A 25266-nucleotide genomic window follows, 5' to 3' on the forward strand; every position below is an offset into this window, starting at 1 on the left:
GCCGAACGCGATCATTCGGCCGTGATCTCAACAATCCGGACGGCCCACCGTCCCAAGTCCCTGCTCCCGGCCGGGCTCGGCGCACTCACCGTGCTCTCCCTGCTCCCGGCGATCCCGGCCACGGCCGCACCCGTGAAGGATCCCTCGGCACGGCCCGCCGCGCACGCGTCGCCCCGCGTGGTGACCCCGGACGAGCGCAGAGTCGCCGAGTACCTCGACTCATTGCGTAACAAGCCCGAGAGGCTGAAGGCCTTCTTCAAGGCGCTGCCCAAGGGGGGTGATCTCCACAACCACCTGTCGGGCGCGGCAGAGACCGAGTTCCTGATCAAGCTCGCGGGCGAGAAGGGGCTGTGCATCGACAAAACGATGACGGCTGTCGCGCCGCCGTGCGGACCGGGCAAGCGGCCCGCCATCGACGCGCAGACGGACACCGCCTTCCGGCAGCAGATCATCCGGGCCTGGTCCATGCAGGACTTCCCGGCCGGCCAGTCCGGGCATGACCACTTCTTCGACACCTTCGGCAAGTTCAGCCTGGCGACCTGGGACCGCGGCAAGCTGCTCGCCAATGTGGCCGACACCGTGGTCGAGCAGAACCAGTTCTATCTGGAGACCATGGTCACCCCCGCGTCGGAAAGCGCCAAGAAGCTTGCCGACGCCGTGGGTTACGACGCCGACCTGGCCGCCTTCCATCGCAAGCTTCTGGCCGGCGGGCAGCTCGACCGGGTCGTGGACGATGCGGTCAAGGAGGCCGACGACGCCAATGCCCAGTTCCGGGCGGCCGCGCACTGCGACACCAAGAACCCCGACCCGGGCTGTCGGCTCCCCGTCAGGTGGATCTCCCAGGTCTCCCGCGGCAGTTCCCCGGCGCGGGTGTTCACGCAAATGGCGGTCGGCATGCGGCTGGCGAAGCGCGACCCGCGGTTCGTCGCGGTCAACCTCGTACAGCCCGAGGACGGGGAGAGCGCGCTGCTCAACTACAGCCTCCAGATGCGGATGCTGAAGTATCTGCGCGGCCAGTACCCGGGCGCCCACCTCACCCTGCACGCCGGTGAGCTGGCCCCCGGCCTGGTCAAGCCCGAGGACCTGACCTTCCACATCCGCGAGGCCGTACTCGTCGCCGGAGCCGAACGCATCGGCCACGGCGTGGACCTGGTCCACGAGGACGACTGGCGGCAGTTCGCCCGGACGATGGCGCAGCGCAAGGTGGCGGTCGAGGTGCCGTTCAGCAGCAACAAGCAGATCCTCGGCATCGCGGGCGACGACCACCCGTTCACCGCGTACCGCCGCTACGGCGTCCCGGTGGTCCTGTCCACCGACGACCCGGGGGTCTCGCGGATCGACATCAGCCACGAGTACCAGTACGCCGCCAAGACGTACAACCTCGGCTACACCGAGCTGAAGGACCTGGCCCGCGCCTCGCTGGAGTACGCGTTCCGCAACGGCCGCAGCCTGTGGGCCACCGGCTCCGCCCCCTCCGGCTACCGCCTGGTCGCCGCCTGCCGCAGCGACCGGCCGGGCACCGACCACCCGAGCGCGCGCTGCGCCCGCTACCTGGCCGACAACCCGAAGGCGGCGACCGAGTGGCTCCAGGAGACGGCCTTCACCGCCTTCGAGAACCGTCGCCGGTAACCGCGCACAGCACACGTCCGGGCCCGGGGCCCGGCCCGGACGTGTCTCCGCTACTCCGCCGGAGCCGACCAGAGGTGTCCGAGCGTGCCCAGTACGAGACGGCACACGTCGTCCGGATCGGCACAGGCCAGGGGTTCACGTGCGACGACCGTCCGCATCAGGCCGATGCCGAGAAGCCATGCCATGGCGAGATCCGCACGCAGGGCGCCGTCCTCGGTGCCGGAGAGCCCGGCCAGCGCGCCCTGGTACTCCTCGCCCAGCTCACGCAGGGTTCCGGCCGCCTCGTCGCCCCGCCCGATGGATCGCAGATAGACCTCCAGGGAGCGATCACCCGCCCCACCGACCGCGCTGCGGGTCAGCATCGAGCGCAGAGCGGTCTCGAAGAGCTCCTCGGGCGGCGTCGCCCGCACCTGCTCGAGCCCGCCCTGTGCGACAACCTCCGCGAGCAGCCCCTGCTTGGACCCGAAGTACCGGAAAAGCAAGGCCTGGTTGGCCCCGGCCCGCTCCGCGATGCTCCGGACCGTCGTCCCTTCGTAACCCCGCTCCGCGAACAGGTCACGGGCCGCTTCCAGCAGCCGACGACGTGTGGCCGCGGCATCGCGGCGGCGCTCTCCGGACGGCGGCACGGGGGCGGGCTCCATGGCGGGTTTCCTCTCGGACGGTCCGTCAGGATATCGGCCGTAAAACATCGTTGACCGCCCGGAAGACACACTCCTAACGTTGTAAGCAGCTGCTTACATATCGGAGGCCGCAATGACGACAGCAGACATCACCCCCCTCGCCTACCCCTTCAACACCCCCGACGGGCTCCGGCTCGCCGACGAGTACGAGCGCGTACGCAACCGGCCGGGCCTCTTACGGGTTCAGATGGAATACGGCGAACCGGCCTGGCTCGTCACCCGCTACGCCGACGCCCGGCTCGTCCTGGGCGACCCGCGCTTCAGCCGGGCCGCAGGCGCCTCGCACGACGAGCCCCGACAGTCCGAGGGGCGGCGCGACGGCGGCATCCTCAGCATGGATCCACCCGACCACACCCGACTGCGCTCCCTGGTCGCCAAGGCATTCACCGTCCGCCAGGTCGAGAAGCTCCGCCCGCAGGTCCAGGAACTGACCGCGAGCCTCCTCGACGAGCTGGAGACGGCCGGTCCGCCCGCGGACCTGGTCGATCTCTACGCACTGCCTCTGCCGGTCGCGGTGATCTGCCGGATGCTGGGCGTGCCCACCGAGGACCGTCCGCGCTTTCGTGTGTGGAGCGACGCCGCACTGTCGACCAGCTCCCTCACAGCCAAGGAGTTCGAGGCCAACCGCGACGAACTGCGCGCCTATATGGCCGAGTTGATCGACCGCCACCGCAAGGAGCCGCAGGACGACCTGATGACGGCGCTCATCGAGGCCCGCGACGGCGGCGACCGGCTCTCCGAACTCGAACTCGTCGATCTGTGCGTGGGCATCCTGGTTGCAGGACACGAGACCACCGCGTCCCAGATCCCCAACTTCGTCCTCACTCTGCTGGACCATCCGGACCAGCTGACCAGGCTCAGGGCCGATCCCGGACTCGTCCAGGGCGCGGTGGAGGAACTGCTGCGCTTCGTGCCGCTGGGAAGCGGCGCCGGCCAACCCCGGTACGCCACCGAGGACATCGAGGTCGGCGGCACCCTCGTCCGGGCGGGCAGTCCGGTCCTGGTCGCCATGGGCGCCGCCAACCGCGACGCGCTGCGGTTCACCGCCCCGGGCGTGCTCGACATCGCCCGCGAGGGCAACCAGCACCTCGGCTTCGGCCACGGCGTCCACCACTGCCTGGGCGCCCCGCTGGCCCGGCTGGAACTTCAGGAGGCACTGATCGCGCTCATCACCCGCTTCCCGGGGCTGCGACTGGCCGGCGATGTGACATGGAAGTCCGAAATGCTGGTACGCGGCCCGCGTGTCATGCCGGTCGGGTGGTGACCGGCATGACCTGGAACGTACGCGTCGACCCCCAGCTCTGCCAGGCATCGGGCATGTGCGCCGGGAGCGTCCCCGAGGTGTTCGCGCTGGACGGGGAGCACGCCCGGGCGCGGACGGACGGCATCGAACCGGACGAACGGGTCCTGGACGCCGCCGACATCTGCCCGGCCCAGGCGATCACCGTGCACGACGGAAGCACCGTCATCGGTCCCCGCCGCGACTGAGAAAACCGCCCCGCGCCAGGAAGAACGATCCCGGCACGGGGCGGCTGCGTCATCAACCGAACAGGTCGGTCCTAGCCGAGCCGCTCCATGACCCACTGGGGGCGGCCGTCGGGGCTGAGGATCGCGCGGTGACCCTGCGTGGTCAGGTAGCCCATCTCGCCCCGGTCGAGGGCGATGGCGACCGGCTCTTGCGAGGCCTCGCCCTGGATCGTCCACCGGTCGGGCTGCGTGCCGCACTCGTCCACCCACACGACCGGCGGGTAGATCCGGATCGGCGAGAGCGCCAGGCAGCGGTTCTCCCTGCGCGCCTCGACGATCTGCACCAGACCGCCACCCTGGTTGCGGACCTCCCACACGGTGCCGGGGTTGCAGGGCTCGATGTGGCCGCCCAGCGGGCCTTCGCCACCCGCCAGACACGCGCCGGTGCGCACGTCACGGATGAAGTACGCGCCGTCGGCGGCGTCGGCGGCCTGGGCGGGGGTGGCCAGTGCCGCCACGGCGACGGCGGATGCGGCGAGAGACAGGATCGAACGGATACGCACGGGACTCCTCGTACGAGAACGAAAGACTGAGGGAGAACGAGCCAAGAGCGGCCCGCCACATCAAGATCACAAACATGTGCGGCCGTTGGCGCGCTCCCCAGGCCCTCGGTCCGGTTTTCCACCCCAACAGCGGCGGCGCGCCCGGATCACGTACAGCGCACTCCCACCGCCCCCGCGCGCCCCCATCAGGCGAAATCCCCCGGAGCGCAAGCATGTCCGAAACCGGCTCCCACCTGGGAGTGGTTTGATCCACTCCCCCTCCCCGGTCGCTACTCCGTGTGCTCCTCTTGGTACGCACTGTAACGAATCGGCCCAAAGGGGAACGACCCATGTCCGAACCGACCCACGAGCAAATCGTCTCGGAGCTCCACAGCAAGCCCCCCATCACTCTCGCCCCCGGCCCCCGCCTGGACGCCGAAAAGCACGGCGCCCTCCCGCTGCCGCCCAGCACCGTGTGGGGCCTGCCGGGCGGCACCGCCTGGGTCTACTACGGCGAGGGCCACTCGGGTCTCACGCGGCCCGTGATCTTCGCCGACGGATTCAACACAGGGCCGAGCAGCCTGGACTTCTCCTGGGAAATCATGGAGTTCGGCGACTACGCGCTCATCAGCGAACTGCGCCGCCGGGGACACGACGTCATCATTCTCGGCTTCCATGAGCGCAGTGCATCGATTCTGGACAACTCCCGGACCGCGCAGGCCGCGATCCTGCACGCCATCGCGGAGCGGCAGGGCGACGCGCCGCTGGCCGTCGGCGGGTTCAGCATGGGCGGGCTCGTCACCCGGCACGCGCTGGCCAAGATGGAGAGCCAGGGCATCGACCACCAGACCTCTCTCTACTTCTCGTACGACAGCCCGCACCGCGGCGCCTGGATCCCGATCGCCCTGCAGGCGTTCGCGCACTACATCAAGGATCTCGACAGCCGGTTCTCCGACCAGATCAACAGCCCGGCCGCACGTCAGCTGCTGTGGCAGCACATCGAGAAGTGGGACGGGACGCCGGACCAGAGCGACGAGCGCGCCACGTTCCTGGCGGAGATGGAGGCCACCGGCCAATGGCCGCGCCGGCCGCGGCTGATCGGTGTCGCCAACGGCGTGGCCGACGGCACCGGCACCGACGTGCAGGCCGGCGAACTGGCCCTGGAGGGCAAGGGCCTGTCGGTCGTGGGCACCAAGCTCTACGCCCAGGCCCCGGGCGACAACGAACTCGTCGCGAAGCTGCGGGTGGTGACGCTGAAGACCAACCAGGTGCATACGTCCGGACTCCCGTCGATCGACGGCGCACCCGGCGGCTCGCTGGAAGGGTTCGGCATCCTCGCCGACGGGCTCAACGCCCTCAACCCCCTCCTCGGGTTCAAGACCGACGTACGTATCCGCTCGCACTGCTTCGTGCCCGCTGTCAGCGCGGTCGACGTCGGCGATCTGGACACGGACGAGGAGCTGTACAAGGACATCTCCGCACTCCCGCCGAATGCCAGTGCGCTCGACGAGTTCAAGCTCGCGTCCCACAACGAGGGGCACACCCTCGTGACGGAGGAGCTCTGCACCTGGCTCCTCGACCGGCTTCCGTAGTTCCGCGGCCCCTTGGTTCCGCAGTCCCGTCGTGCGGGGTATCACGCGCCCACGGTGCTCCGGCGGGCATCGTGGGCGCGTCCACCGCCCCGCCCCGTACGGAAACGACATCGACCCCCGGGACCTGCTGGTCCCGGGGGTCGATGCGGCAAAGCTGTACAGGAACTACCGATCCGTCAGGATCAGAAGTCCATGTCACCGCCCGGCATGCCGCCCGGAGCGGCCGCAGAGGCCTTCTCCGGCTTGTCGGCGATGACGGCCTCGGTGGTGAGGAACAGCGCGGCGATGGACGCGGCGTTCTGCAGGGCGGAGCGCGTGACCTTCGCCGGGTCGAGAATGCCCTCGGCGATCATGTCGACGTACTCGCCGGTCGCGGCGTTCAGACCGTGACCGATCGGCAGGTTGCGCACCTTCTCGACGACGACGCCACCCTCGAGACCACCGTTGACGGCGATCTGCTTGAGCGGGGCCTCCAGCGCCAGCTTGACGGCGTTGGCGCCGGTCGCCTCGTCACCCGAGAGGTCCAGCTTCTCGAAGACGGCCGAGGCCTGGAGCAGAGCCACGCCACCACCGGCGACGATGCCCTCCTCGACGGCGGCCTTGGCGTTGCGCACCGCGTCCTCGATGCGGTGCTTGCGCTCCTTGAGCTCGACCTCGGTCGCGGCACCGGCCTTGATGACGGCCACGCCGCCGGCCAGCTTCGCGAGGCGCTCCTGGAGCTTCTCGCGGTCGTAGTCCGAGTCGGAGTTCTCGATCTCGGCACGGATCTGGTTGACGCGACCCTGAACCTGGTCGCTGTCACCGGCACCGTCGACGATCGTGGTCTCGTCCTTGGTGATGACGACCTTGCGGGCGCGGCCGAGCAGGTCGAGACCGGCGTTCTCCAGCTTGAGGCCGACCTCCTCGGAGATGACGGTGCCACCGGTGAGGATGGCGATGTCGCCGAGCATGGCCTTGCGGCGGTCACCGAAGCCCGGGGCCTTGACGGCGACGGACTTGAAGGTGCCACGGATCTTGTTGACGACCAGGGTCGACAGGGCCTCGCCCTCGACGTCCTCGGCGATGATCAGCAGCGGCTTGCCGGACTGCATGACCTTCTCCAGCAGCGGAAGGAGGTCCTTCACGTTGCTGACCTTGGAGTTCACGATCAGGATGTACGGGTCGTCGAGGGACGACTCCATGCGCTCCATGTCGGTGGCGAAGTACGCCGAGATGTAGCCCTTGTCGAAGCGCATACCCTCGGTGAGCTCCAGCTCCAGACCGAAGGTCTGGGACTCCTCGACGGTGATGACGCCTTCCTTGCCGACCTTGTCCATGGCCTCGGCGATGAGCTCGCCGATCTGGGTGTCGGCGGCGGAGATGGAGGCGGTCGAAGCGATCTGCTCCTTGGTCTCCACGTCCTTGGCCTGCTCCAGGAGGGCGGCGGAGACGGCCTCGACGGCCTTCTCGATGCCCCGCTTGAGGGCCATCGGGTTGGCACCCGCGGCGACATTGCGAAGGCCCTCACGGACGAGAGCCTGGGCGAGAACGGTGGCGGTGGTCGTACCGTCGCCGGCGACGTCGTCCGTCTTCTTGGCGACCTCCTTGACCAGCTCCGCACCGATCTTCTCGTACGGGTCCTCCAGCTCGATCTCCTTGGCGATGGAAACACCATCGTTGGTGATCGTGGGGGCGCCCCACTTCTTCTCAAGGACGACGTTGCGACCCTTGGGGCCAAGGGTGACCTTGACGGCGTCGGCGAGCTGGTTCATGCCGCGCTCGAGACCGCGCCGGGCCTCCTCGTCGAACGCGATGATCTTGGCCATGTGAAGTGGTCCTCCCGGACAGGGGTGGATTTCTCCGGACCGAGTGGCGCCCGCGACGGACGGCCTGCGTGACCGGTGGTTCCTTGCCCCACCGGACCTGCGGGCCTCACCGGCCCGGTCCAAATTCTGTCACTCTCACCTGGAGAGTGCTAACGCCAATGATTAGCACTCGACCCCCTGGAGTGCAAGCGTCTCCCTCGGGATGTGGACAACGACAGCCACTCCCGGGTGGCTGCGGACGCGGACGCGCGGAGGGCCCGTACCCCTGGGGTACAGGCCCTCCGTGCGTGAGTAGTGTCGTTGGCCGACCGCGTCGAGCTCAGCCGACGGCGAGCTTGACCATGTCCGCCTGCGGCCCCTTCTGGCCCTGCGAGATCTCGAATTCAACTCGCTGACCCTCTTCGAGGGTGCGGTACCCGTCCATCTGGATCGCGCTGTAGTGGACGAAAACATCCGCACCACCGTCGACCGCGATGAAGCCGTACCCCTTCTCCGCGTTGAACCACTTGACGGTGCCCTGAGCCATGCCTAACTCCCCTATTACTGGCCCTTGCACAGGACCGCACTTCGCGGACCCGGGTCAGAACCCACCCCCCGACAGGAGAGGGTGCGTGCGCCGGAACGCGTCGACCGCGGCCGAATGTATCTGCCCAACTGCCCTCTGCAACAGGTCAATCGGACGAGAATTCTGGGCAGCGCCGAACGCCCGAACATGAGGGATTCATGAGATTCCAGGGCAAGTCGGGCCGGGCAAAGGTGACTTATGGCGCAAGGAGATCGAACACTTTGGCTGCTTCTTGTCGCGGCCGGGCGCATTCTCATATGCGGGCGGCACGGGCAGCTGGGGGGACTTCCCACACTGTACCGCGCTCAACCATACAGAATTGCCCCCTCCGCTTCTCTCGCAGAGGGGGCAATTCCGATAACGCCGTGAAGTCGGACGGACGGTCAGCAGCCGCCTGCGACTGCCGGGATGATCGAGATACCCGCGCCGTCCGGCGTCGCCGCCTCCAGGCCGCCCTCGAAGCGCACGTCGTCGTCGTTGACGTACACGTTCACGAAGCGGCGCAGCTTGCCCTGGTCGTCCAGGACGCGGGCGGCGATGCCGGGGTGGTTCTGCTCCAGGGACTCGATGACCTGGGAGAGGGTCGAGCCCTCGGCCGGGACCTCGGCCCGGCCGCCCGTGTAGGTGCGGAGGATGGTGGGGATGCGGACCTTGACGCTCATGAGGGGTGCCTTTCTTCGGTCTCGGGTGGTCAGCTGGTGGCGAGGCCGGCGGCGCGGAACGCGTCCAGGCTCGGGCGGATCGTCGCGGTCGCCTGCGAGGTGGCGGCCACCGCGTCCAGGGTCTTGAGGCCGTCACCTGTGTTGAGGACGACGGTGGTCAGCGTCGGGTCGAGCAGACCGGCCTCGATGAGCTTCTTCGTCACGCCGACCGTCACCCCGCCCGCCGTCTCCGCGAAGATGCCCTCGGTGCGCGCCAGCAGCTTGATCGCGTCGACGACCTGCTCGTCGTCGACGTCCTCGACCGCGCCGCCGGTGCGGCGGGCGATGTCCAGGACGTACGGGCCGTCGGCCGGGTTGCCGATCGCCAGGGACTTGGCGATGGTGTTCGGCTTCTGGGGCCGCACGACGTCGTGACCGGCCTTGAAGGCGGTGGAGACCGGGGAGCAGCCTTCGGCCTGGGCGCCGAAGATCTTGTACGGCTTGTCCTCGACGAGACCGAGCTTGATCAGCTCCTGCAGACCCTTGTCGATCTTCGTGAGCTGCGATCCGGACGCGATCGGGATGACGATCTGGTCGGGCAGCTGCCAGCCGAGCTGCTCGCAGATCTCGTACGCCAGGGTCTTGGAGCCCTCGCCGTAGTACGGGCGCAGGTTGACGTTGACGAAGCCCCAGCCCTCGCCGAGCGGGTCGCCGATGAGTTCCGAGCAGAAGCGGTTGACGTCGTCGTAGTTGCCCTCGATGCCGACCAGCTCACCGCCGTACACCGCGGCCATGACGACCTTGCCCTGCTCCAGGTCGTGCGGGATGAACACGCAGGAGCGGAAGCCGGCGCGGGCGGCGGCGGCGCCCACCGCACCGGCGAGGTTGCCGGTGGAGGAGCAGGAGAGGGTGGTGAAACCGAAGGCGCGGGCGGCCTCGACGGCAATGGCGACGACGCGGTCCTTGAAGGAGTGCGTCGGGTTGCCGGAGTCGTCCTTGACGTACAGGCCGCCGGTGACGCCCAGCTCGCGGGCGAGGTTGTCGGCCTTGACCAGCTTGGTGAAACCGGGGTTGATGTTGGGCTTGTCCGCGACATCGGCGGGGACCGGCAGCAGCGGCGCGTAACGCCAGATGTTGTTGGGTCCGGCCTCGATGCGCTTCTTCAGCTCGTCGGGGGAGCCGCTCGGCAGGTCGTACGCCACTTCGAGCGGCCCGAAACAGGACGCGCAGGCGAAAATGGGGCCGAGCTCGAAACGCTCGCCGCACTCGCGGCAGGAAAGCACCGCAGCGGGTCCGAGGTCGACGGCTTCGGCGGAAGAATCGGTGCTTACTGCAACGGTCTGCGCAGCCATGATGGCGAGGCCCTTTCTCCTCATCTTCCTCGCGACGCATTTCGCCACGAGACGGAATTGGCACCTTCCCCACCTGACCTCGCGGTCGGCAGGAGGGTTGCCGGGACTTCAACGGGCCGTTCCCTCAGTCCCTCTGGATGAGCGCTGTGGCACCGGATCATCGATCCAGGCATTTATTGGCGGACTGACCCCGACATGCGACGGCCATCCGCGTTGTTCAAGACTGTAACCGAAGCACCGGAGAGTTGAGATAGTCGTCCGAACCGCGAGATGGATCACATACAGGGAGTATCGACCGTGCTGGAAGAGGTCGAACGCTGGCTGGCCAGGCGTTCCTGGTCGGCCGCCGACCGCCCGCTGGACCGCCTCCTGGCCGCCAAGGCCAGGGATCCGCACCGCGGGTGCGTGAGCGTCGTACTGCCCGCGCTGAACGAGGAGGCGACGGTCGGCCGGATCGTCGCGACGATCCGGCGTGAGCTGATGGAGAAGGTCCAGCTGGTCGACGAGCTCGTGGTGATCGATTCCGGTTCCACGGACGCCACCGCGAAGGTGGCCCGGGAGGCCGGTGCCCGGGTGGTGCACCGGGACGAGATACTCCCCCGGATACCCGCCGTGCCCGGCAAGGGCGAGGTGCTGTGGCGGTCGCTCCTGGTGACCGGCGGTGAGATCGTCTGCTTCATCGACGCCGATCTGAAGGACTTCTCGGCGGACTTCGTCTCCGGCATCGTCGGCCCGCTGCTGACCGACCCGAACGTGCAGTTCGTGAAGGCGATGTACGACCGCCCCTTCGGTGACACCGCAGGTCAGGGTGGTCGCGTCACCGAACTGGTGGCCCGTCCGCTACTCAATCTGCACTGGCCGCAGCTGGCCGGTTTCGTCCAGCCGCTGGGCGGGGAGTACGCCGTACGCCGCTCCCTCCTCGAACGGCTGCCCTTCCCTGTCGGCTACGGAGTGGAACTGGGCCTCCTGGTCGATGCGCTGCACACGGTGGGTCTGGACGCGCTGGCCCAGGTCGACGTAGGGGTGCGCAAACACCGTCACCAGGACGGGCAGGCGCTCGGCCGGATGGCGGCGGCGATCTACCGGACCGCTCAACTCCGGTTGTCCCGGGGCCACTTGGTGCGGCCTTCGCTCACGCAGTTCGAGCGCGGCGAGGACGGCTTCGTACCGCGCACCCATGCGGTGGACACCGAGGAGCGGCCCCCGATGCGCGAGATCGAGGAGTACGTTTCGCGCCGGGCGGCCTGACGTGGCCTGACTTCGCACGTTTGGGCGGTTCGTGATCTGGCTAGATTCCGCAACATGGTCTCCGAGTACGAAGCCCAGTCCGCTGCCCAGGTCCTCGTTGCGTCCAACCGCGGCCCGGTGTCGTACACCCTCGCCACGGACGGATCGCTCGACACGAAGCGCGGCGGCGGCGGGCTCGTCTCGGGGCTGAGTGCCGTCAAGGACAAACTGTGGGTGTGCGCCGCGCTCGGTGACGGGGACCGGGAGGCGGTCCGGCGCGGGGTCGGCGAGCAGGGCGTACGCATGCTCGACATCGACGCGGCCGTCCACGAGGACGCGTACAACGGCATCGCGAACTCGGTGCTCTGGTTCGTCCACCACATGCTGTACCAGACGCCGCTGGAGCCGGTCTTCGACGCGGAGTTCCGGCGGCAGTGGGCGTCGTTCGAGACGTACAACCGGGCCTTCGCCGAGGCGCTCGCCGAGGAGGCGGGCCGGGGTGCGGCGGTGCTGGTGCAGGACTACCACCTGGCGCTGGTGCCCGGCATGCTCCGCGAGCTCCGCCCCGACCTGCGGATCGGCCACTTCTCGCACACCCCGTGGGCGCCCGTCGACTACTTCCGTCTGCTCCCCGACGACATCGCCGAGCAGCTGCTGCACGGCATCCTGGGCGCGGACCGGGCTGCCTTCCTGACCCGGCGCTGGGCGGACGCGTTCATCGGCTGCTGTACGGAGATCCTGGGCGGCACCGGGCGGACCAGGATCGGGGTGCACGGGCTCGGCGCGGACGCGGACTTCCTGCGTGGGCGCGCGCACGAGGCGGACGTGGACGAGCGGATGGCGGCGCTGCGGGAGCAGGTCGGCCCGGGGCGGAGGACGATCGTACGAGTGGACCGAACGGAACTGTCCAAGAACATCGTGCGCGGCCTGCTCGCCTACCGCGCGCTCCTCGACGAGCGGCCCGAATGGCGCGAGCGCGTCGTCCATGTCGCCTTCGCGTACCCCTCGCGGCAGGACCTGGCGGTGTACCGCGACTACACGGCCGAGGTGCGGCAGCTCGCCGACGACATCAACGCCGGGTACGGCACGGCGGGCTGGACGCCGGTCGTGCTCCACGTCAAGGACGACTTCGCCCGCTCGCTCGCCGCGTACCGGCTGGCCGATGTGGCGCTCGTCAACCCGATCCGCGACGGCATGAACCTGGTCGCCAAGGAGGTCCCTGTCGTCTCCGACCACGGCTGCGCGCTGGTGCTGTCGCGGGAGGCGGGGGCGTACGAGGAGCTGGGCGGCGACGCGGTCGTGGTGAACCCGTACGACGTGTCCGCGACGGCGGCGGCGCTGCACGAGGCTCTGACGATGGCGGACGACGAACGGGCCGCGCGCACGGAGCGGCTGGCCGCGGCGGCGGTGGCGCTGCCGCCCCAGCAGTGGTTCCTGGACCAGCTGGACGCGCTGCGGCAGGAGTGAGCCGGTCAGATCCGTTCGGCCAGGGCCGCCAGGAAGCCGACGACGGCTCCGGGGCCGTTCAGCAGCAGATCCGCGCGTTCGGCCAGTTCGGGCACTTCGGCGCTGCCGCTGCAGACCAGCAGGCCCGGGATGCCGTCGGGGCCCTCGGTGCGGAGCTTCTCCACGGCGGCGTACGCGGCGAGGTCGCCCAGGTCGTCGCCCGCGTACAGGACGGACTCGGCGTCGGTCTCCCGTACGTACTGTGCGAGCGCCACGCCCTTGTCCATGCCCGGCGGGCGCAACTCCAGGACCAGGCGGCCCGGTTCGACGATCAGTCCGTGCCGGGCGGCGAGCTCGCCGAGGGGGTCGCGCAGGGCGTCGAACGCGGCCTGCGGGTCGGCGGAACGGCGGGTGTGGACGGCGAGCGCCTGGCCCTTCTCCTCGATCCAGGTGCCGTGCCACGCGTCGAACCGGTCGAGCACTCCCGGGAGTTCGGCGCGGACCGCGGCGACGCCGGGGTGCGGGACGGGGGTGCGGACGGTGCCGGACACGGCGTCCCAGCGTTCGGTGCCGTAGTGGCCGAGGACGACGAGGTGGTCCAGTCCCCGCACTCCGGCGAAGCCGCCGTGCCTGACCGCGACGCCGGCCGGGCGGCCGGTGATCACGGCGACGGACGCCACTTTCGGGGCGAGCGCGACGAGTGCGTCGACGGCACCGGGGTGGGCGCGGGCCTGTTCCGGGTCCGGGACGATGTCGGCGAGGGTCCCGTCGAAATCGAGTGCGATGACGGCACGGTCGGGGCGCGCGAGGATCGTGGCGAGGGCTTCTCGGCCGGGTGGGGTGGTGGGGGCGGGGAGCTCGGACGGGGTTTCGCTCGGCGTGGGTGCGTGCGGGTTGCTGCCCATGGGGCGAGCCTATAGGCGTACCGCCGGGCACAGCCATGGGCGGCGCGGCACAGGGGCGGTGTCCGTGGTGCCGCGGACACGCAGCGGCTGACTACCACGCAAGCCTGAAACATCGAACGCATAAGACCGACCGGCAAATGGGGGGTGGGAGAAGGAGCGGGGCTGGGTGCGTGCAGCTGCAAGGCGGAGGATTGAGCCAACGCGATGGGGTCTCCCCTGCTCGAGCGAAGCCGAGAGCTTGGGGAAGTTGGTGATTGACGACAACGCCGCAGATGTGCGTGCCCAGCCCCGCGACGCCGCCCCCCATTTGCCGGTCGGTCTAAACCAGCCCAGCCCTGCACATAGCGTCTGTGGAGTGCGGACAGCGATCAGAGCATCGGCCCCCACCCCCACCGGGAGCAGCTCTGATGCGTATGTCTCTTGTTCCTTTCCACGGTGACGGCGGCTCTCCTGGCAGGCGCCTCCCCGGCCCCCGCTCAAGACCCCTCCCGCCGCATCGGGAACGCCGCACACGGCGGACGTCGGCGGCTTCTACACCAATGGCGACCACGTCCACGTATCCAGTACGCCCCCGGCGACGGCATCCGGACACGGCTGGTGGGTGCGGGTGAAGGGTGGCAGGCCGGGCGAGAAGGCCAAGGTGACCATCTGGCTGCAGGCGAAGGACCGGCACGGCAAGTGGAAGTCCGTGGCCAGCGGGTCCAAGAAGGTGAAGCCGACCAAGGGCAAGGCCAGCAGCACCCATCGGGCCAACGCCCGTAAGACGTGCGAGAGCAAGAAGAAGACGCAGTGGCGGAGCCTGATCGACGTGGACATCATCGGCGAGGCCGACTCCCCGGAGAAGGCCGTCACTGCCACGATGACCTTCAACTGCGGCGCGGGTGTGTAGGGGAAAACGATGGGTGATGCGGTGCGGGACTCCACTCTGCTCATGGGCGTGCACGGGGTCCTCACCCGGCATCCCTGGCTCGTACCGCCCGCGGGCGGTACGGAGCCCGACGTCGATGCCTTCGGCCTGGCGGTGAACCGTGCCGAGGTCTACGGGTGGAGCAGCACCCTTCTGGGGGCCGGCATGGAGCTCGGGGGGAGCCGGTGGGGGCACAACGACGCGGGGGAGGACTGGACGCAGGACGGGCACGTGCGGGAGATCGGCTGGCTCCAGGTGGACGTGTCCTCCCACTTGAACCGGCAGCGACTGCCCGTGCTGCCCGTGGCGACGGTCCTTGGCGACGTTCTGCGGCAGGTGGGCGACATCCGCGTCACCGGCGTGCACACCGTCGCACCGGTGCACCTGGCACCGGACCCCGCCGCCGCCCTCCTGTACACCGCCGGTTGGTACGAGCTGGCCGATCCGGGCGCGGTCAGGGAGATCATCGTGACCGTGTCGGGCCGCGAAGCGGAGCTGGCCGGCCGCGCCGGGCGCGTTCGCGACGAGGCGCTGGCGTGCACCTACGGATGCATGACCGTCGAGCCGGAAACCACCGATGTGGACCTCCCGGGCCTGGCCCTGCCGCTGACCGGCGAAATGCAGACCGAAGGGATGCGCCGGGCGCTGGCCTTCCGCTGCCGGGTGCCCGTGTGGTCCCTGGACGCGGCAGCCTGGATCACGGAGGTCTTCGTCGAGGCGCTGCGCGTCACCGGCACCGCGGAACCCGTCATGATCACCGTCTCCGGCTGAGAGGGTGCGGGTTCAGCGACGCCCCCGCTTCGCGTCACGGACCCGGCGCAGGCGGTTCACCGTCACCGGGTCCTCCTCCAGCGCGCGGCGGTCGTCGAGAAGCGCGTTCAGCAGCTGGTAGTAGCGCGTGGGCGAGATGCCGAGCCGTTCGCGGATCGCGCGCTCCTTCGCCCCGGGCCCGGCCCACGACTGCCGTTCGACGGCGAGCACGGCGCGGTCCCTGGCGGAGAGGCCGACGGGGCCGTCCGTGCCGTCGGGGCCATTCGGGGGGGCGGTCATATCAGCCAACATATCGCCCGGACGGAGAGCCGCCGCCCGTTACTCCGCAGATCCGGACGCAGCGGCTGGCGGTCGAGCTCGCGAAGTCGAAGGGGTACGACCCGGACCACCCGCGCAACCTCTCGCGCAGGGTGATCCTTTCGTCCTGAGCCCGCCGCTCGGGCCCACTGCGACGGTGTCGCCGGCGCGATTTTGTATGAATGCGCAACAAACCGCGATAGTGGACTAGACCTTTTTGGGTTCCTCGGGCGAAACTGTTTCCCGTGAAACACGTCATCGCCCTCGATGTGGGCGGCACCGGAATGAAGGCCGCACTGGTCGGGGCCGACGGCACCCTGCTGTACGAGGCGCGGCGGGCGACCGGCAGAGAACGCGGTCCCGACGCCGTCGTGGAGTCGATCCTCACCTTCGCCGCGGACCTGAGGGCGTACGGCGAGGAGCACCTCGGCGAAAGTGCTGTCGCGGCCGGTGTCGCCGTGCCCGGCATCGTCGACGCCGAGAACGGGATCGCTGTCTATGCCTCGAACCTGGGCTGGCGCGACGTACCCATGCGGGAACTGCTCGGCGAGCGGCTCGGCGGTGTCCCCGTCGCGCTCGGCCACGATGTGCGCACCGGCGGACTCGCCGAGGGCCGGATCGGCGCGGGCAAGGGCGCCGACCGCTTCCTCTTCGTGCCGCTGGGCACCGGGATCGCCGGGGCCATCGGCATCGCGGGCACCATCGAGTCCGGCGCGCACGGGTACGCGGGCGAGATCGGCCACATCGTGGTCCGGCCGGACGGCCCGGACTGCGGCTGCGGCCAGCGCGGCTGCCTGGAGACCCTGGCGTCCGCCTCCGCGGTGACCCGGGCCTGGGCCGCGGCGTCCGGCGATCCGACGGCGGACGCCGCGGACTGCGCGAAGGCCGTGGAATCGGGCGACCCGGCGGCCGTGGAGGTCTGGCGGAACGCGGTCGACGCGCTCGCCGCCGGACTGGTCACCGCGCTGACACTGCTCGACCCCAGCACGCTCATCATCGGTGGCGGTCTCGCCGAGGCCGGGGAAACCTTGTTCACACCACTCCGTGCGGTCGTCGAGGAGCGTGTCACGTTCCAGAAGCTGCCCCACATCGTCCCGGCGGCCCTCGGGGACACCGCCGGATGCCTGGGCGCAGGGCTGCTCGCCTGGGATCTTCTCTCCACGGAGGTATCCGCCTGATGGCCGGACGCGCAGACAGCACAGTTCTCGCAGGTGCCCGGGTGGTGCTTCCCACCGGGACCGTCGAGGACGGCCGGGTGGTCGTCGAGGGTACCCGGATCGTCGGCAGTGCGGCGGAGGGCGCCGGCGCCCCGTGGAATCCACCCACCGACAGCAACCCCCCACGCCCCCCGGCCGCGTCCACCCCGTACCCGGATGCCACCCGGACCGTCGACCTGAGCGGCCACTGGGTGGTCCCGGGCTTCGTCGACATGCACAACCACGGCGGCGGCGGCGCATCCTTCACCTCCGGCACCGTGGACGAGGTCCTCACCGGTATCCGCACCCACCGCGAGCACGGCACCACCACCCTGGTCGCCTCCACCGTCACCGGCGAGATGGACTTCCTCGCCCAGCGGGCCGGTGTCCTCTCCGAACTGGTCGAGCAGGGCGACCTGGCCGGTATCCACTTCGAAGGGCCGTTCATCTCACCGTGTCGCAAGGGCGCGCACAGCGAGGATCTGCTGCGCCACCCGGACCCGGCCGAAGTCCGCAAGCTGATGGACGCGGCGCGCGGCACCGCGAAAATGTTCACGCTCGCCACCGAACTCCCGGGCGGTATCGAGTCGGTGCGGCTGCTCGCCGAGCACGGAGTGATCGCCGCGATCGGGCACACCGACGCGACGTACGAGCAGACCGTCGAGGCGATCGACGCGGGCGCCACCGTCGCCACCCACCTCTACAACGCGATGCCCGGCCTCGGCCACCGCGCGCCCGGCCCGATCGCGGCCCTGCTGGAGGACGAGCGGATCACCATCGAGCTGATCAACGACGGTACGCATCTGCACCCCGCCGCCCTGGAACTGGCCTACCACCACGCGGGCGCCCACCGCGTCGCGCTGATCACCGACGCCATGGACGCGGCCGGCTTCGGCGACGGCCGGTACCAGCTCGGCCCGCTCGCGGTCGAGGTCAAGGACGGCGTCGCGCGGCTGGTCGAGGGCAACTCGATCGCGGGCTCCACCCTCACCCTGGACACCGCGTTCCACCGGGCCGTGACCATCGACAGGATCCCGGTCGGCGATGTCGTGCAGTCCATCTCCGCCAACCCGGCACGGCTGCTCGGCGTGTACGACAAGGTCGGCTCGCTGGACCCGGGCAAGGACGCGGATCTGGTGGTCCTGGACGCGGACTTCACGCTCAAGGGCGTCATGCGCAAGGGCGAATGGATCGTCGATCCCCAGATCGGTTGACTCGGCCCATTATTGACGGCGGGTCGAATACGTAACGAAGAGACGGCGGTTGGTCCGGGGGTCTGGGCCGACTGCCGCCTTTTTGACATGATCACCTGGGAAACAGGCAGAGAAAGCGCGTTCCGTCCAAGGATTCGCGCTCCAGAGCAGGGATCGAGGGAGCGGCCGCGGTGATCCTCACGGTCACACTGAATACGGCACTCGACCTGACGTACGGCGTCCCGGAGCTCGTCCCGCACGCCAGCCACCGCGTCAGCGACATGTCCGAGCGGCCCGGCGGCAAGGGCCTCAACGTGGCCCGGGTGCTCTCCGCCCTCGGCCACGAAACGGCAGTCACCGGCTTCGCCGGAGGCTCCACCGGAGCCGTGCTGCGCGAGCTGCTGGCGGGCATGTCGCCGCAGGACACGGCCACGAAGGCCGAAAACGGTGCCACGCCCGCCCCCGCGCCGATCACCGACGCCCTCGTCACCGTCGCCGGGAACACCCGTCGCACGATCGCCGTCGTCGACCGGGCCACCGGCGACACCACCCAGCTCAACGAACCCGGCCCGCTCGTCACCACCGACGAATGGACCACCCTCCTCGGCCGGTACGAGGAACTCCTCACCGGGGCCGACGCCGTCGCCCTCTGCGGCAGTCTGCCGCCCGGCATCCACGTCGGCGCCTACGCCGAACTGGTCCGCCTGGCCCGCACCGCCGGCGTCCCCGTGCTCCTGGACACCAGCGGCGAACCGCTGCGCCGAGGCATCGCCGCCCGTCCCGACCTGATCAAGCCAAACGCCGACGAACTCGCCCGGCTCACCGGCTCCCGCGAGCCGCTGCGCGCCACCCGCGACGCCCGCCGCCGCGGCGCGCACGGGGTCGTCGCGTCACTGGGCCCGGACGGCATGCTGGCGGTCACCCCCGACGGCGTCTGGCAGGCGTCCCCGCCCGCCAAGGTCCTGGGCAATCCGACCGGTGCGGGCGACTCCGCGGTGGCCGGGCTGCTGTCCGGCCTCGTCGAGGGCCTGAGCTGGCCGGACCGGCTGCGGCGGGCGGTGGCACTGTCGACGGCGACCGTGCTCTCCCCGACGGCCGGTGACTTCGACCGCGCGGCGTACGAGGAGCTGCTGCCGCGCGTCGGCATCGAGGAACACACAACGGCGGCCTGAGGCCGCGCCCGTCCCGGACCCGCGTTCAGCGGGTCCGAAGAAGTAGCAAGAGGTCAGCATGCCGCTCGTCAGCACCGGTGAACTCGTCTCCGCCGCCCAGGCCGAGGGACGCGGGATCGCCGCCTTCAATGTCATCACGCTGGAGCACGCGGAGGCCATCGCGGCCGGAGCGGAGCGGACCGGAGCGCCCGCCATCCTGCAGATCTCCGAGAACGCCGTGAAGTTCCACGGCGGGCGGCTCTCCGCCATCGCCGCCGCGGCCGCCGCCGTCGCCCGCACCTCCGGCGCCCCCCTCGCGCTCCACCTCGACCATGTCGAGTCCGTGGAGCTGCTGCACCAGGCACACGACGAGGGCTTCGGCTCGGTGATGTTCGACGCCTCCAAGCTGCCGTACGAGGAGAACGTGCGGGCCACGGCCGAGGCGGTGGCGTGGGGTCATGAGCGCGGCATCTGGATCGAGGCCGAGCTCGGCAAGGTCGGCGGCAAGGAGGGCGAGACCCCGCTCGACGCCCACGCCCCCGGCGTCCGTACCGACCCGGCCGAGGCCGCCGCGTACGTCCGCGACACCGGGGTGGACGCGCTGGCCGTCGCGGTCGGCTCCTCGCACGCCATGACCGAGCGCACCGCCGCCCTGGACCACGCCCTGATCGGCCGGCTGCGCGACGCGGTCCCGGTCCCGCTGGTGCTGCACGGCTCCAGCGGTGTCCCGGACGACGAGATCCGCCAGGCCGTCGCCTCCTCCGGCATGGTCAAGATCAACGTGGGTACGGCGCTGAACACGGCGTTCACCGGCGCGGTGCGGGCGTACCTGGCCGAGAACACCACGGGCGTGGACCCGCGCAAGTACATCGCACCGGGCCGCGAGGCGATGGCCGCGACAGTTGCGGGGTTCTTGAGCCTGATGGGCTGACGGCCCGCACGCAAAAGCGGTCCGGCCCCCACACCCGAAGGCGTGGGGGCCGGACCGCTTACGTACGGGTCAGCGCTTCACGTGACCGGCCTTCAGCGACAGCTGGTCCAGATTGGCGTCGCACTGGTCGCCCTCGTTGCAGGAGATCATCAGGGTGTTCGCACCCTTGGTGAGGTTGACCCAGGCGAACGTCGTCGTCCAGCCCTTCTCCAGGTCACCCTCCGGCGCCTCCGCGAAGTTCTTCATCCTGATCTCGCGGGGAGCCTCGGCATTGACCGTCAGGGACGTCTTGGCATCCTTGCCCGGCACCCCGTACGTCACGAACAGCGTGTACGGACCGGCCTTCGGCACCTCGACCGACCAGGTCGCCGACCTGCCGACCTCGTTGAGGTTGATGTACTGGCCGTTGGCGCTCTTCGCACCCTTGGTGGTGTTGTCCAGCTGGGCCGTGCCGCCGAGCTTCAGCGTCGCCGCGTCCTGCTTGGGGAGCTCGACCGGGGTCTCGGAGCTCGCGGACTCCTTGGGCTTCGGTGACTCCTCGACCTGGCTGCCGGGTCCGGCGGAGGAGGTGGCCTCGTTTTTCTTCTTGTCCTTGTTGTCGTCGCCCGTGATCAGCGCCGCGCCGATGCCGATGAGCACGACCAGGACCACCGCGACCGCGCCGATCAGCAGGCCCTTGGTGTTCGGGCCGCCCTTGCCGGGGCCGCCGGGGCGACCGCGGCCGCCCTGCTGCGGGACGGGCGCGGTGGGGGCACCGGGGTACGTCTCCGGGGCGGCGTACTGCGCGTTCGGCTGGCCGTACGGCTGCTGGTGCGGCACCTGCTGCCCGTACTGGCGCTCGCCGACTGTCCGCACCTGGTTGTACGAGGTCCGGGGCACGCCGGGCTGCGGGGCCGCCGGACCCGGGTAGCCGTAGCCGCCCTGCCGTGGCGGCTGGGCGCCTGCTGCCTGTCCGTCCTCGTACAGGTAGCCGAACGGATCGTCGTCCTCGGGCGTGTTTGCGCCGTTGTTCCCGGCCGTCATCCCTGGGTCACTCCTCACCATGTCGCCAGCCGTCGCCGAATTTCGCCAGCCGTGGCCGACCGGCCGAGCCTACCTCGAACGGACCGCACCAAGAATTGCCGTCGCACGTCCTGGAACCGCGACGGGATGCGGGAACAGCGCCGTCGTGAACATCATCCGGCCCTGCGGTGAACCTTCGCCCGGGACCGCTTCTCCACGTACATCCGCTGGTCGGCGGAGCGCAGTACCTCTTCGGCGGTCATGCCGCAGGCGGCCCAGCCGATGCCGAAACTCGCCCCGACGCGCACCGCCCGGCCGTCGACCCGAATGGGCGGAATGATGGCGTTACGGAGGCGTACGGCCAGGTCCGCGGCGTCCACGGCGCCGAGCCCGTCGGCGAGAACGACGAATTCGTCGCCCCCGAGCCGGGCGACGGTATCGCCGTCACGGACACAGGTGGTGAGACGGCGGGCGACCTCGATCAGTACGGCGTCACCGGTGTGGTGGCCGAAGCGGTCGTTGATCGACTTGAAACCGTCGAGGTCGCAGAAGAGGACCGCGAGGCCCTTCGCCCCGTCGTCGTTCTCGGTGTCGGGTGCGACGGAATGGACATGGTGGTCGTACGGGCCGCCGGGCACCGAGTCCACGTCGTAGCCGTGCGTCCGCGCGTCCGGATCGTCGACGTCGCCGTAGGCCGCGTCCAGCGCCTCCACCGCGGTGGAGGCCACCGAGTGCGGGCGCTCGCAGAGCCGGGAGCTGAGCCGGGAGCGCAGCTCGGCGCTGTTGGGCAGACCGGTGAGCGCATCGTGCGAGGCGCGGTGCGCGAGATGCAGCTCGTGGCGCTTGCGCTCCTCTATGTCCTCGACATGGGTGAGCAGGAAGCGCGGGCCGTCCGCGGTGTCGGCGACGACGGAGTTGCGCAGCGAGACCCAGAGGTAGGTGCCGTCCCGCCGCCCGAGCCGCAGCTCGGCGCGGCCGCCCTCGGCGGAGGTGCGCAGCAGGGTGCCGATGTCCTCGGGGTGGACGAGGTCTGCGAAGGAGTAGCGGCGCAGGACGGACGCGGGGCGGCCGAGCAGCCGGCACAGGGCGTCGTTGGTGCGCAGCAGCCGGCCGTGCTGATCGCCGCCCATCTCGGCGATGGCCATGCCGCTGGGCGCGTACTCGAAGGCCTGGCGGAAGGACTCCTCGCTGGCCCGCAGCGCCTGCTGTTCACGCTCCAGGCGGACCAGGGCGCGCTGCATGTTTGCTCTCAGTCGGGCGTTGCTGATCGCAATGGCGGCCTGTGATGCGTACATCTGGAGCGCCTCACGGCCCCAGGCGCCGGGGCGGCGGCCGTTGCGCGGACGGTCGACGGAAATGACGCCCAGGAGATCGAGGCCGCCGCCGGACGCGTGCATCGGGGCGTAGAGCCGGTCCTGGGGGTGCCACTCGTCCTCGAAGCGGGGTTCTGGGCCCTCGGTGTGCCACTGCGGTACGTCGTCGTCGAGGAGGACCCAGCCGTCGGTGTGCGGTATGAAGCGGAGCTCGTCCCAGGCCTCACCCATCGAGAGCCTGCGCTCCCAGGAGCTGCGCGAGCCGACGCGGCCGGTGATCAGGGCTTCTGCTGCGCTGCTGCCGGCGAAGGCGGCGACGACGAGATCGCCGTCGGGGCGGACCAGGTTCACGCAGGCCAGCTCGTAGCCGAGACCGGCGACGATTCCGTCGGCCACGGTCTGCAGTGTGTCGGCCAGGCTCCGTGCCGTATTGAGATCGGCCACGGCCTGGTGCAGCTGCCGCATCGTCGCAAGACGGACGTACGGCTCCGACTCGGCCTCCATCGCTCGCACTCCCCGAGACCTCGACAGCACTCCAGGTTTCATATCGACGTACTGGCTTCAGTGTCACGGCCACTGAATCACAGTGAGCTGTGCAGTCGGTACACAGGGTCAGCAAATACCGCACTCTGTGACTCAAGTCACAACCGATGGTGAAGGGGCCAGAGAGCCGTGCGGATGCGGTCCATCCCTTCCTTGAACGCAGATCCGCACGTTGCGGTGCCGAGCCGTCGCCGCCATGGACCGACGGTCCTAGGACCAGGCTGGTCCCCTGGCCCGATGCGACGGCACAGCATCCACGGCTAGCGTGCCCGGTGTGTTGCAGACGAAAGCCCCCGCCCCGCGTTCCCAGCCCGTCCCCCATGCTGAGGGGGTGAGCAACGATGAGTTCCGAGGCGCTCTCGCCCGGCTGGCCGCCGGAGTCGTGCTGATCACCGCCGAAGAGCCGCCGCTCGACGAGAACGGGCGCGGTGAGGACGTCGGGATGACGGCGACCGCCTTCATGTCGGTGTCACTGGACCCACCACTGGTGATGGTCAGCCTGCGCAACGACTCACGGATGGACGATCTGTTGTCGGAGCAGCCGCTGTGGGCGGTCTCCGTACTTGCCGAGAGTCAGCGGCACATCGCCGGCCGGTTCGCGATGAAGGGCCGGATCAGCGACCGGCTGCTGTTCGAGGACATCCCCTATACAAGGGGGGAGATCAGCCATGCGCCCCTGGTCGGAGGCGCGCTGGCCACGCTGGAGTGCCGCACCGAGCAGCGGGTCCTGGCGGGCGACCACACGCTGGTGATCGGCCGGGTGCTGAGCGCGGCCCTGCCGAGCGGGGACGGATCGCCGCTGACGTACTTCCGGGGGCGGTACCGGCAGCTGGGGTGAGGGGGCGGCATCGCGCGCGGGCGCGGCGGTCGTCCGGTCCCGCGGGGCGTCACCCGAATCGCGCGGCAGCGGCTACCAGTCGCGGCCGGAGCGGCCGCGCTTCGTCTCACCGCGCTGCTTCTTCTCGCGCAGGCGGCGTTCGTTGATGCCGCGCGGAATCCTGGTCTTGCGGCGCGGCCTGGGGGGCGGCGCCGTGGCCTCGGCCAGCAGGGACGCGAGTCGCACGAGAGCCGTCTCGCGGTTGCGCCACTGGGAGCGGTGCTCGGACGCCCGTACCGCGATCACCCCGCCCACGAGCCTGCTCTCCAGACGCTGGAGCGCCCGCTCCTTCCACACCTCGGGAAGCGACTCGGTCGCCGCGAGGTCGAAGCGGAGCTCCACCTGGGAGTCACTGGTGTTGACGTGCTGCCCGCCGGGCCCGGAGGACCGCGAGAAACGCCACATGAGCTCGGTCTCCGGCAGGGAGACCGAACCGCGGATGACATAGGGCCCGGACATGGCACCCATGTTCCCCGGCCCACAGGGCGTTCGTCACCTTCTTTTGCCATACGGACCGTCGGGCCGACCGGGGGACTTCGGTAAAGAAAGTAAAGGGAGCAGGAACCTCTCGACCCCTTGTCCGCGTTATGACCTGTGACGGTAGCTTCGTGATGGCATGGAGCCCGCAATCGACGATGAAAGGGACTTCCCATGGCTGTAAGCCTGTCCAAGGGCGGCAACGTCTCGCTCACCAAGGAGGCCCCGGGCCTGACCGCCGTCACGGTCGGCCTCGGCTGGGACGTCCGCACCACCACCGGCACCGACTTCGACCTCGACGCCTCGGCGATCGCGGTCAACCCGGGCGGCAAGGTCGTCTCCGACGGCCACTTCGTCTTCTTCAACAACAAGTCGACGCCGGACCAGACCATCGTTCACACCGGTGACAACGTCACGGGCCAGGGCGAGGGCGACGACGAGCAGATCAACGTCAACCTGGCGGGCCTGCCGGCCGACGTCGACAAGATCGTCTTCCCGGTCTCGATCTACGACGCCGAGACCCGCAGCCAGAACTTCGGCCAGGTTCGCAACGCGTTCATCCGCATCATCAACCAGGCCGGCGGCACGGAGATCGCCCGTTACGACCTGAGCGAGGACGCCGCCACCGAGACCGCCATGGTCTTCGGCGAGCTCTACCGCAACGGCGCGGAGTGGAAGTTCCGCGCGGTCGGCCAGGGTTACGCCTCGGGCCTGCGCGGCATCGCCCAGGACTTCGGCGTCAACCTCTGAGCTACGG

The 25266-nt window shown here is 69.8% G+C and carries 25 protein-coding genes, 1 pseudogene and 1 riboswitch; of the genes and pseudogenes, 15 read left to right on the top strand and 11 right to left on the bottom strand.

What is annotated here, in order from left to right; all coding sequences use genetic code 11:
- Positions 1 to 21: 21 nt before the first annotated feature.
- On the top strand, positions 22 to 1629 hold the full coding sequence (locus OG953_RS19315; protein WP_405685696.1) for an adenosine deaminase: 1608 nt from the start codon (positions 22 to 24) through the stop codon (positions 1627 to 1629).
- 50 nt (positions 1630 to 1679) lie between these two features.
- Here the strand turns inward: OG953_RS19315 and OG953_RS19320 are convergent, their stop codons facing one another.
- Complete coding sequence (locus OG953_RS19320) at positions 1680 to 2270, bottom strand: TetR family transcriptional regulator (RefSeq protein ID WP_405685697.1); 591 nt, start codon at positions 2268 to 2270, stop codon at positions 1680 to 1682.
- 112 nt (positions 2271 to 2382) lie between these two features.
- On the opposite strand from OG953_RS19320, the gene OG953_RS19325 reads away from it, so the two are divergent.
- On the top strand, positions 2383 to 3573 hold the full coding sequence (locus tag OG953_RS19325; protein ID WP_405685698.1) for a cytochrome P450: 1191 nt from the start codon (positions 2383 to 2385) through the stop codon (positions 3571 to 3573).
- A 5-nt stretch (positions 3574 to 3578) separates the two neighbouring features.
- Positions 3579 to 3797 carry a ferredoxin gene (locus tag OG953_RS19330; RefSeq protein WP_405685699.1) on the top strand — a complete coding sequence of 73 codons (219 nt, stop codon included), beginning with the start codon at positions 3579 to 3581 and terminating at the stop codon, positions 3795 to 3797.
- A 71-nt stretch (positions 3798 to 3868) separates the two neighbouring features.
- Here OG953_RS19330 and OG953_RS19335 read toward each other — a convergent pair whose 3' ends face one another.
- Complete coding sequence (locus OG953_RS19335) at positions 3869 to 4339, bottom strand: hypothetical protein (protein WP_405685700.1); 471 nt, start codon at positions 4337 to 4339, stop codon at positions 3869 to 3871.
- A 329-nt stretch (positions 4340 to 4668) separates the two neighbouring features.
- Between OG953_RS19335 and OG953_RS19340 the strand changes: the two genes are divergently transcribed.
- Positions 4669 to 5910, top strand: coding sequence for an esterase/lipase family protein (locus OG953_RS19340; RefSeq protein WP_405685702.1), 1242 nt, complete (start codon positions 4669 to 4671; stop codon positions 5908 to 5910).
- A 182-nt stretch (positions 5911 to 6092) separates the two neighbouring features.
- Here the strand turns inward: OG953_RS19340 and groL are convergent, their stop codons facing one another.
- The 4 genes from groL to thrC form a co-directional block, all read right to left on the bottom strand.
- Positions 6093 to 7715 carry a chaperonin GroEL gene (gene groL, locus OG953_RS19345; protein ID WP_405685703.1) on the bottom strand — a complete coding sequence of 541 codons (1623 nt, stop codon included), beginning with the start codon at positions 7713 to 7715 and terminating at the stop codon, positions 6093 to 6095.
- 319 nt (positions 7716 to 8034) lie between these two features.
- Positions 8035 to 8241 carry a cold-shock protein gene (locus tag OG953_RS19350; RefSeq protein ID WP_003967346.1) on the bottom strand — a complete coding sequence of 69 codons (207 nt, stop codon included), beginning with the start codon at positions 8239 to 8241 and terminating at the stop codon, positions 8035 to 8037.
- A 422-nt stretch (positions 8242 to 8663) separates the two neighbouring features.
- A complete protein-coding gene (locus OG953_RS19355; RefSeq protein ID WP_405685704.1) occupies positions 8664 to 8942 on the bottom strand; it encodes a MoaD/ThiS family protein in 279 nt (92 codons plus the stop codon).
- Positions 8943 to 8971: 29 nt separating this feature from the next.
- Positions 8972 to 10273, bottom strand: a complete 1302-nt coding sequence (thrC, locus tag OG953_RS19360; RefSeq protein ID WP_405685706.1) for a threonine synthase — start codon at positions 10271 to 10273, stop codon at positions 8972 to 8974.
- A 17-nt stretch (positions 10274 to 10290) separates the two neighbouring features.
- Positions 10291 to 10417: riboswitch (SAM riboswitch) on the bottom strand.
- A gap of 153 nt (positions 10418 to 10570) precedes the next feature.
- Between thrC and OG953_RS19365 the strand changes: the two genes are divergently transcribed.
- Together OG953_RS19365 and OG953_RS19370 are read left to right on the top strand one after the other, a co-directional pair.
- A complete protein-coding gene (locus tag OG953_RS19365) occupies positions 10571 to 11521 on the top strand; it encodes a glucosyl-3-phosphoglycerate synthase (protein ID WP_405685708.1) in 951 nt (316 codons plus the stop codon).
- A gap of 54 nt (positions 11522 to 11575) precedes the next feature.
- Entirely contained in the window at positions 11576 to 12967 is a 1392-nt protein-coding gene (locus tag OG953_RS19370; RefSeq protein WP_405685710.1) for a trehalose-6-phosphate synthase, read from the top strand.
- Positions 12968 to 12972: 5 nt separating this feature from the next.
- Here the strand turns inward: OG953_RS19370 and otsB are convergent, their stop codons facing one another.
- On the bottom strand, positions 12973 to 13851 hold the full coding sequence (gene otsB, locus OG953_RS19375; protein WP_405685711.1) for a trehalose-phosphatase: 879 nt from the start codon (positions 13849 to 13851) through the stop codon (positions 12973 to 12975).
- Between the two features lie 601 nt (positions 13852 to 14452).
- Between otsB and OG953_RS19380 the strand changes: the two genes are divergently transcribed.
- Positions 14453 to 14740: a hypothetical protein gene (locus tag OG953_RS19380; protein WP_405685712.1), complete on the top strand. Its 288-nt coding sequence runs from the start codon at positions 14453 to 14455 to the stop codon at positions 14738 to 14740.
- Between the two features lie 9 nt (positions 14741 to 14749).
- Positions 14750 to 15529, top strand: coding sequence for a hypothetical protein (locus OG953_RS19385; RefSeq protein ID WP_405685714.1), 780 nt, complete (start codon positions 14750 to 14752; stop codon positions 15527 to 15529).
- Positions 15530 to 15541: 12 nt separating this feature from the next.
- Here OG953_RS19385 and OG953_RS19390 read toward each other — a convergent pair whose 3' ends face one another.
- A complete protein-coding gene (locus OG953_RS19390; RefSeq protein ID WP_405685716.1) occupies positions 15542 to 15808 on the bottom strand; it encodes a DUF3263 domain-containing protein in 267 nt (88 codons plus the stop codon).
- Positions 15809 to 15858: 50 nt separating this feature from the next.
- Here OG953_RS19390 and OG953_RS19395 point away from each other — a divergent pair.
- From OG953_RS19395 to OG953_RS19415, 5 genes and pseudogenes are all read left to right on the top strand, one after another.
- Positions 15859 to 15957: pseudogene (locus OG953_RS19395) on the top strand (sugar isomerase); the annotation flags it as partial.
- Between the two features lie 114 nt (positions 15958 to 16071).
- Positions 16072 to 17004: an ROK family protein gene (locus tag OG953_RS19400; protein WP_405685718.1), complete on the top strand. Its 933-nt coding sequence runs from the start codon at positions 16072 to 16074 to the stop codon at positions 17002 to 17004.
- Positions 17004 to 18236 (top strand): N-acetylglucosamine-6-phosphate deacetylase, encoded by a 1233-nt coding sequence (gene nagA, locus OG953_RS19405; RefSeq protein ID WP_405685720.1) that lies wholly within the window; start codon positions 17004 to 17006, stop codon positions 18234 to 18236. The genes OG953_RS19400 and nagA overlap by 1 nt, the downstream gene beginning before the upstream one ends.
- A gap of 170 nt (positions 18237 to 18406) precedes the next feature.
- Positions 18407 to 19387 carry a 1-phosphofructokinase family hexose kinase gene (locus OG953_RS19410; protein WP_405685722.1) on the top strand — a complete coding sequence of 327 codons (981 nt, stop codon included), beginning with the start codon at positions 18407 to 18409 and terminating at the stop codon, positions 19385 to 19387.
- Between the two features lie 58 nt (positions 19388 to 19445).
- Positions 19446 to 20297 (top strand): ketose-bisphosphate aldolase, encoded by an 852-nt coding sequence (locus tag OG953_RS19415; protein WP_405685723.1) that lies wholly within the window; start codon positions 19446 to 19448, stop codon positions 20295 to 20297.
- 69 nt (positions 20298 to 20366) lie between these two features.
- Here OG953_RS19415 and OG953_RS19420 read toward each other — a convergent pair whose 3' ends face one another.
- Positions 20367 to 21320: a carbohydrate-binding protein gene (locus OG953_RS19420; protein ID WP_405685725.1), complete on the bottom strand. Its 954-nt coding sequence runs from the start codon at positions 21318 to 21320 to the stop codon at positions 20367 to 20369.
- Positions 21321 to 21472: 152 nt separating this feature from the next.
- Positions 21473 to 23116: a diguanylate cyclase CdgB gene (gene cdgB / locus OG953_RS19425; RefSeq protein ID WP_405685727.1), complete on the bottom strand. Its 1644-nt coding sequence runs from the start codon at positions 23114 to 23116 to the stop codon at positions 21473 to 21475.
- Positions 23117 to 23486: 370 nt separating this feature from the next.
- Between cdgB and OG953_RS19430 the strand changes: the two genes are divergently transcribed.
- Entirely contained in the window at positions 23487 to 23993 is a 507-nt protein-coding gene (locus tag OG953_RS19430; RefSeq protein WP_327273819.1) for a flavin reductase family protein, read from the top strand.
- Between the two features lie 72 nt (positions 23994 to 24065).
- Here the strand turns inward: OG953_RS19430 and arfB are convergent, their stop codons facing one another.
- The gene (gene arfB, locus OG953_RS19435) at positions 24066 to 24500 is read right to left on the bottom strand and encodes an alternative ribosome rescue aminoacyl-tRNA hydrolase ArfB (RefSeq protein WP_405685729.1); all 435 of its coding nucleotides are present in this window, start codon (positions 24498 to 24500) and stop codon (positions 24066 to 24068) included.
- Positions 24501 to 24683: 183 nt separating this feature from the next.
- Between arfB and OG953_RS19440 the strand changes: the two genes are divergently transcribed.
- Entirely contained in the window at positions 24684 to 25259 is a 576-nt protein-coding gene (locus tag OG953_RS19440; RefSeq protein WP_382946185.1) for a TerD family protein, read from the top strand.
- Positions 25260 to 25266: the final 7 nt, after the last annotated feature.

Origin of the sequence: Streptomyces sp. NBC_00057 (genome assembly GCF_045041165.1) — a bacterium.
Taxonomy (GTDB): Bacteria; Actinomycetota; Actinomycetes; order Streptomycetales; family Streptomycetaceae; genus Streptomyces.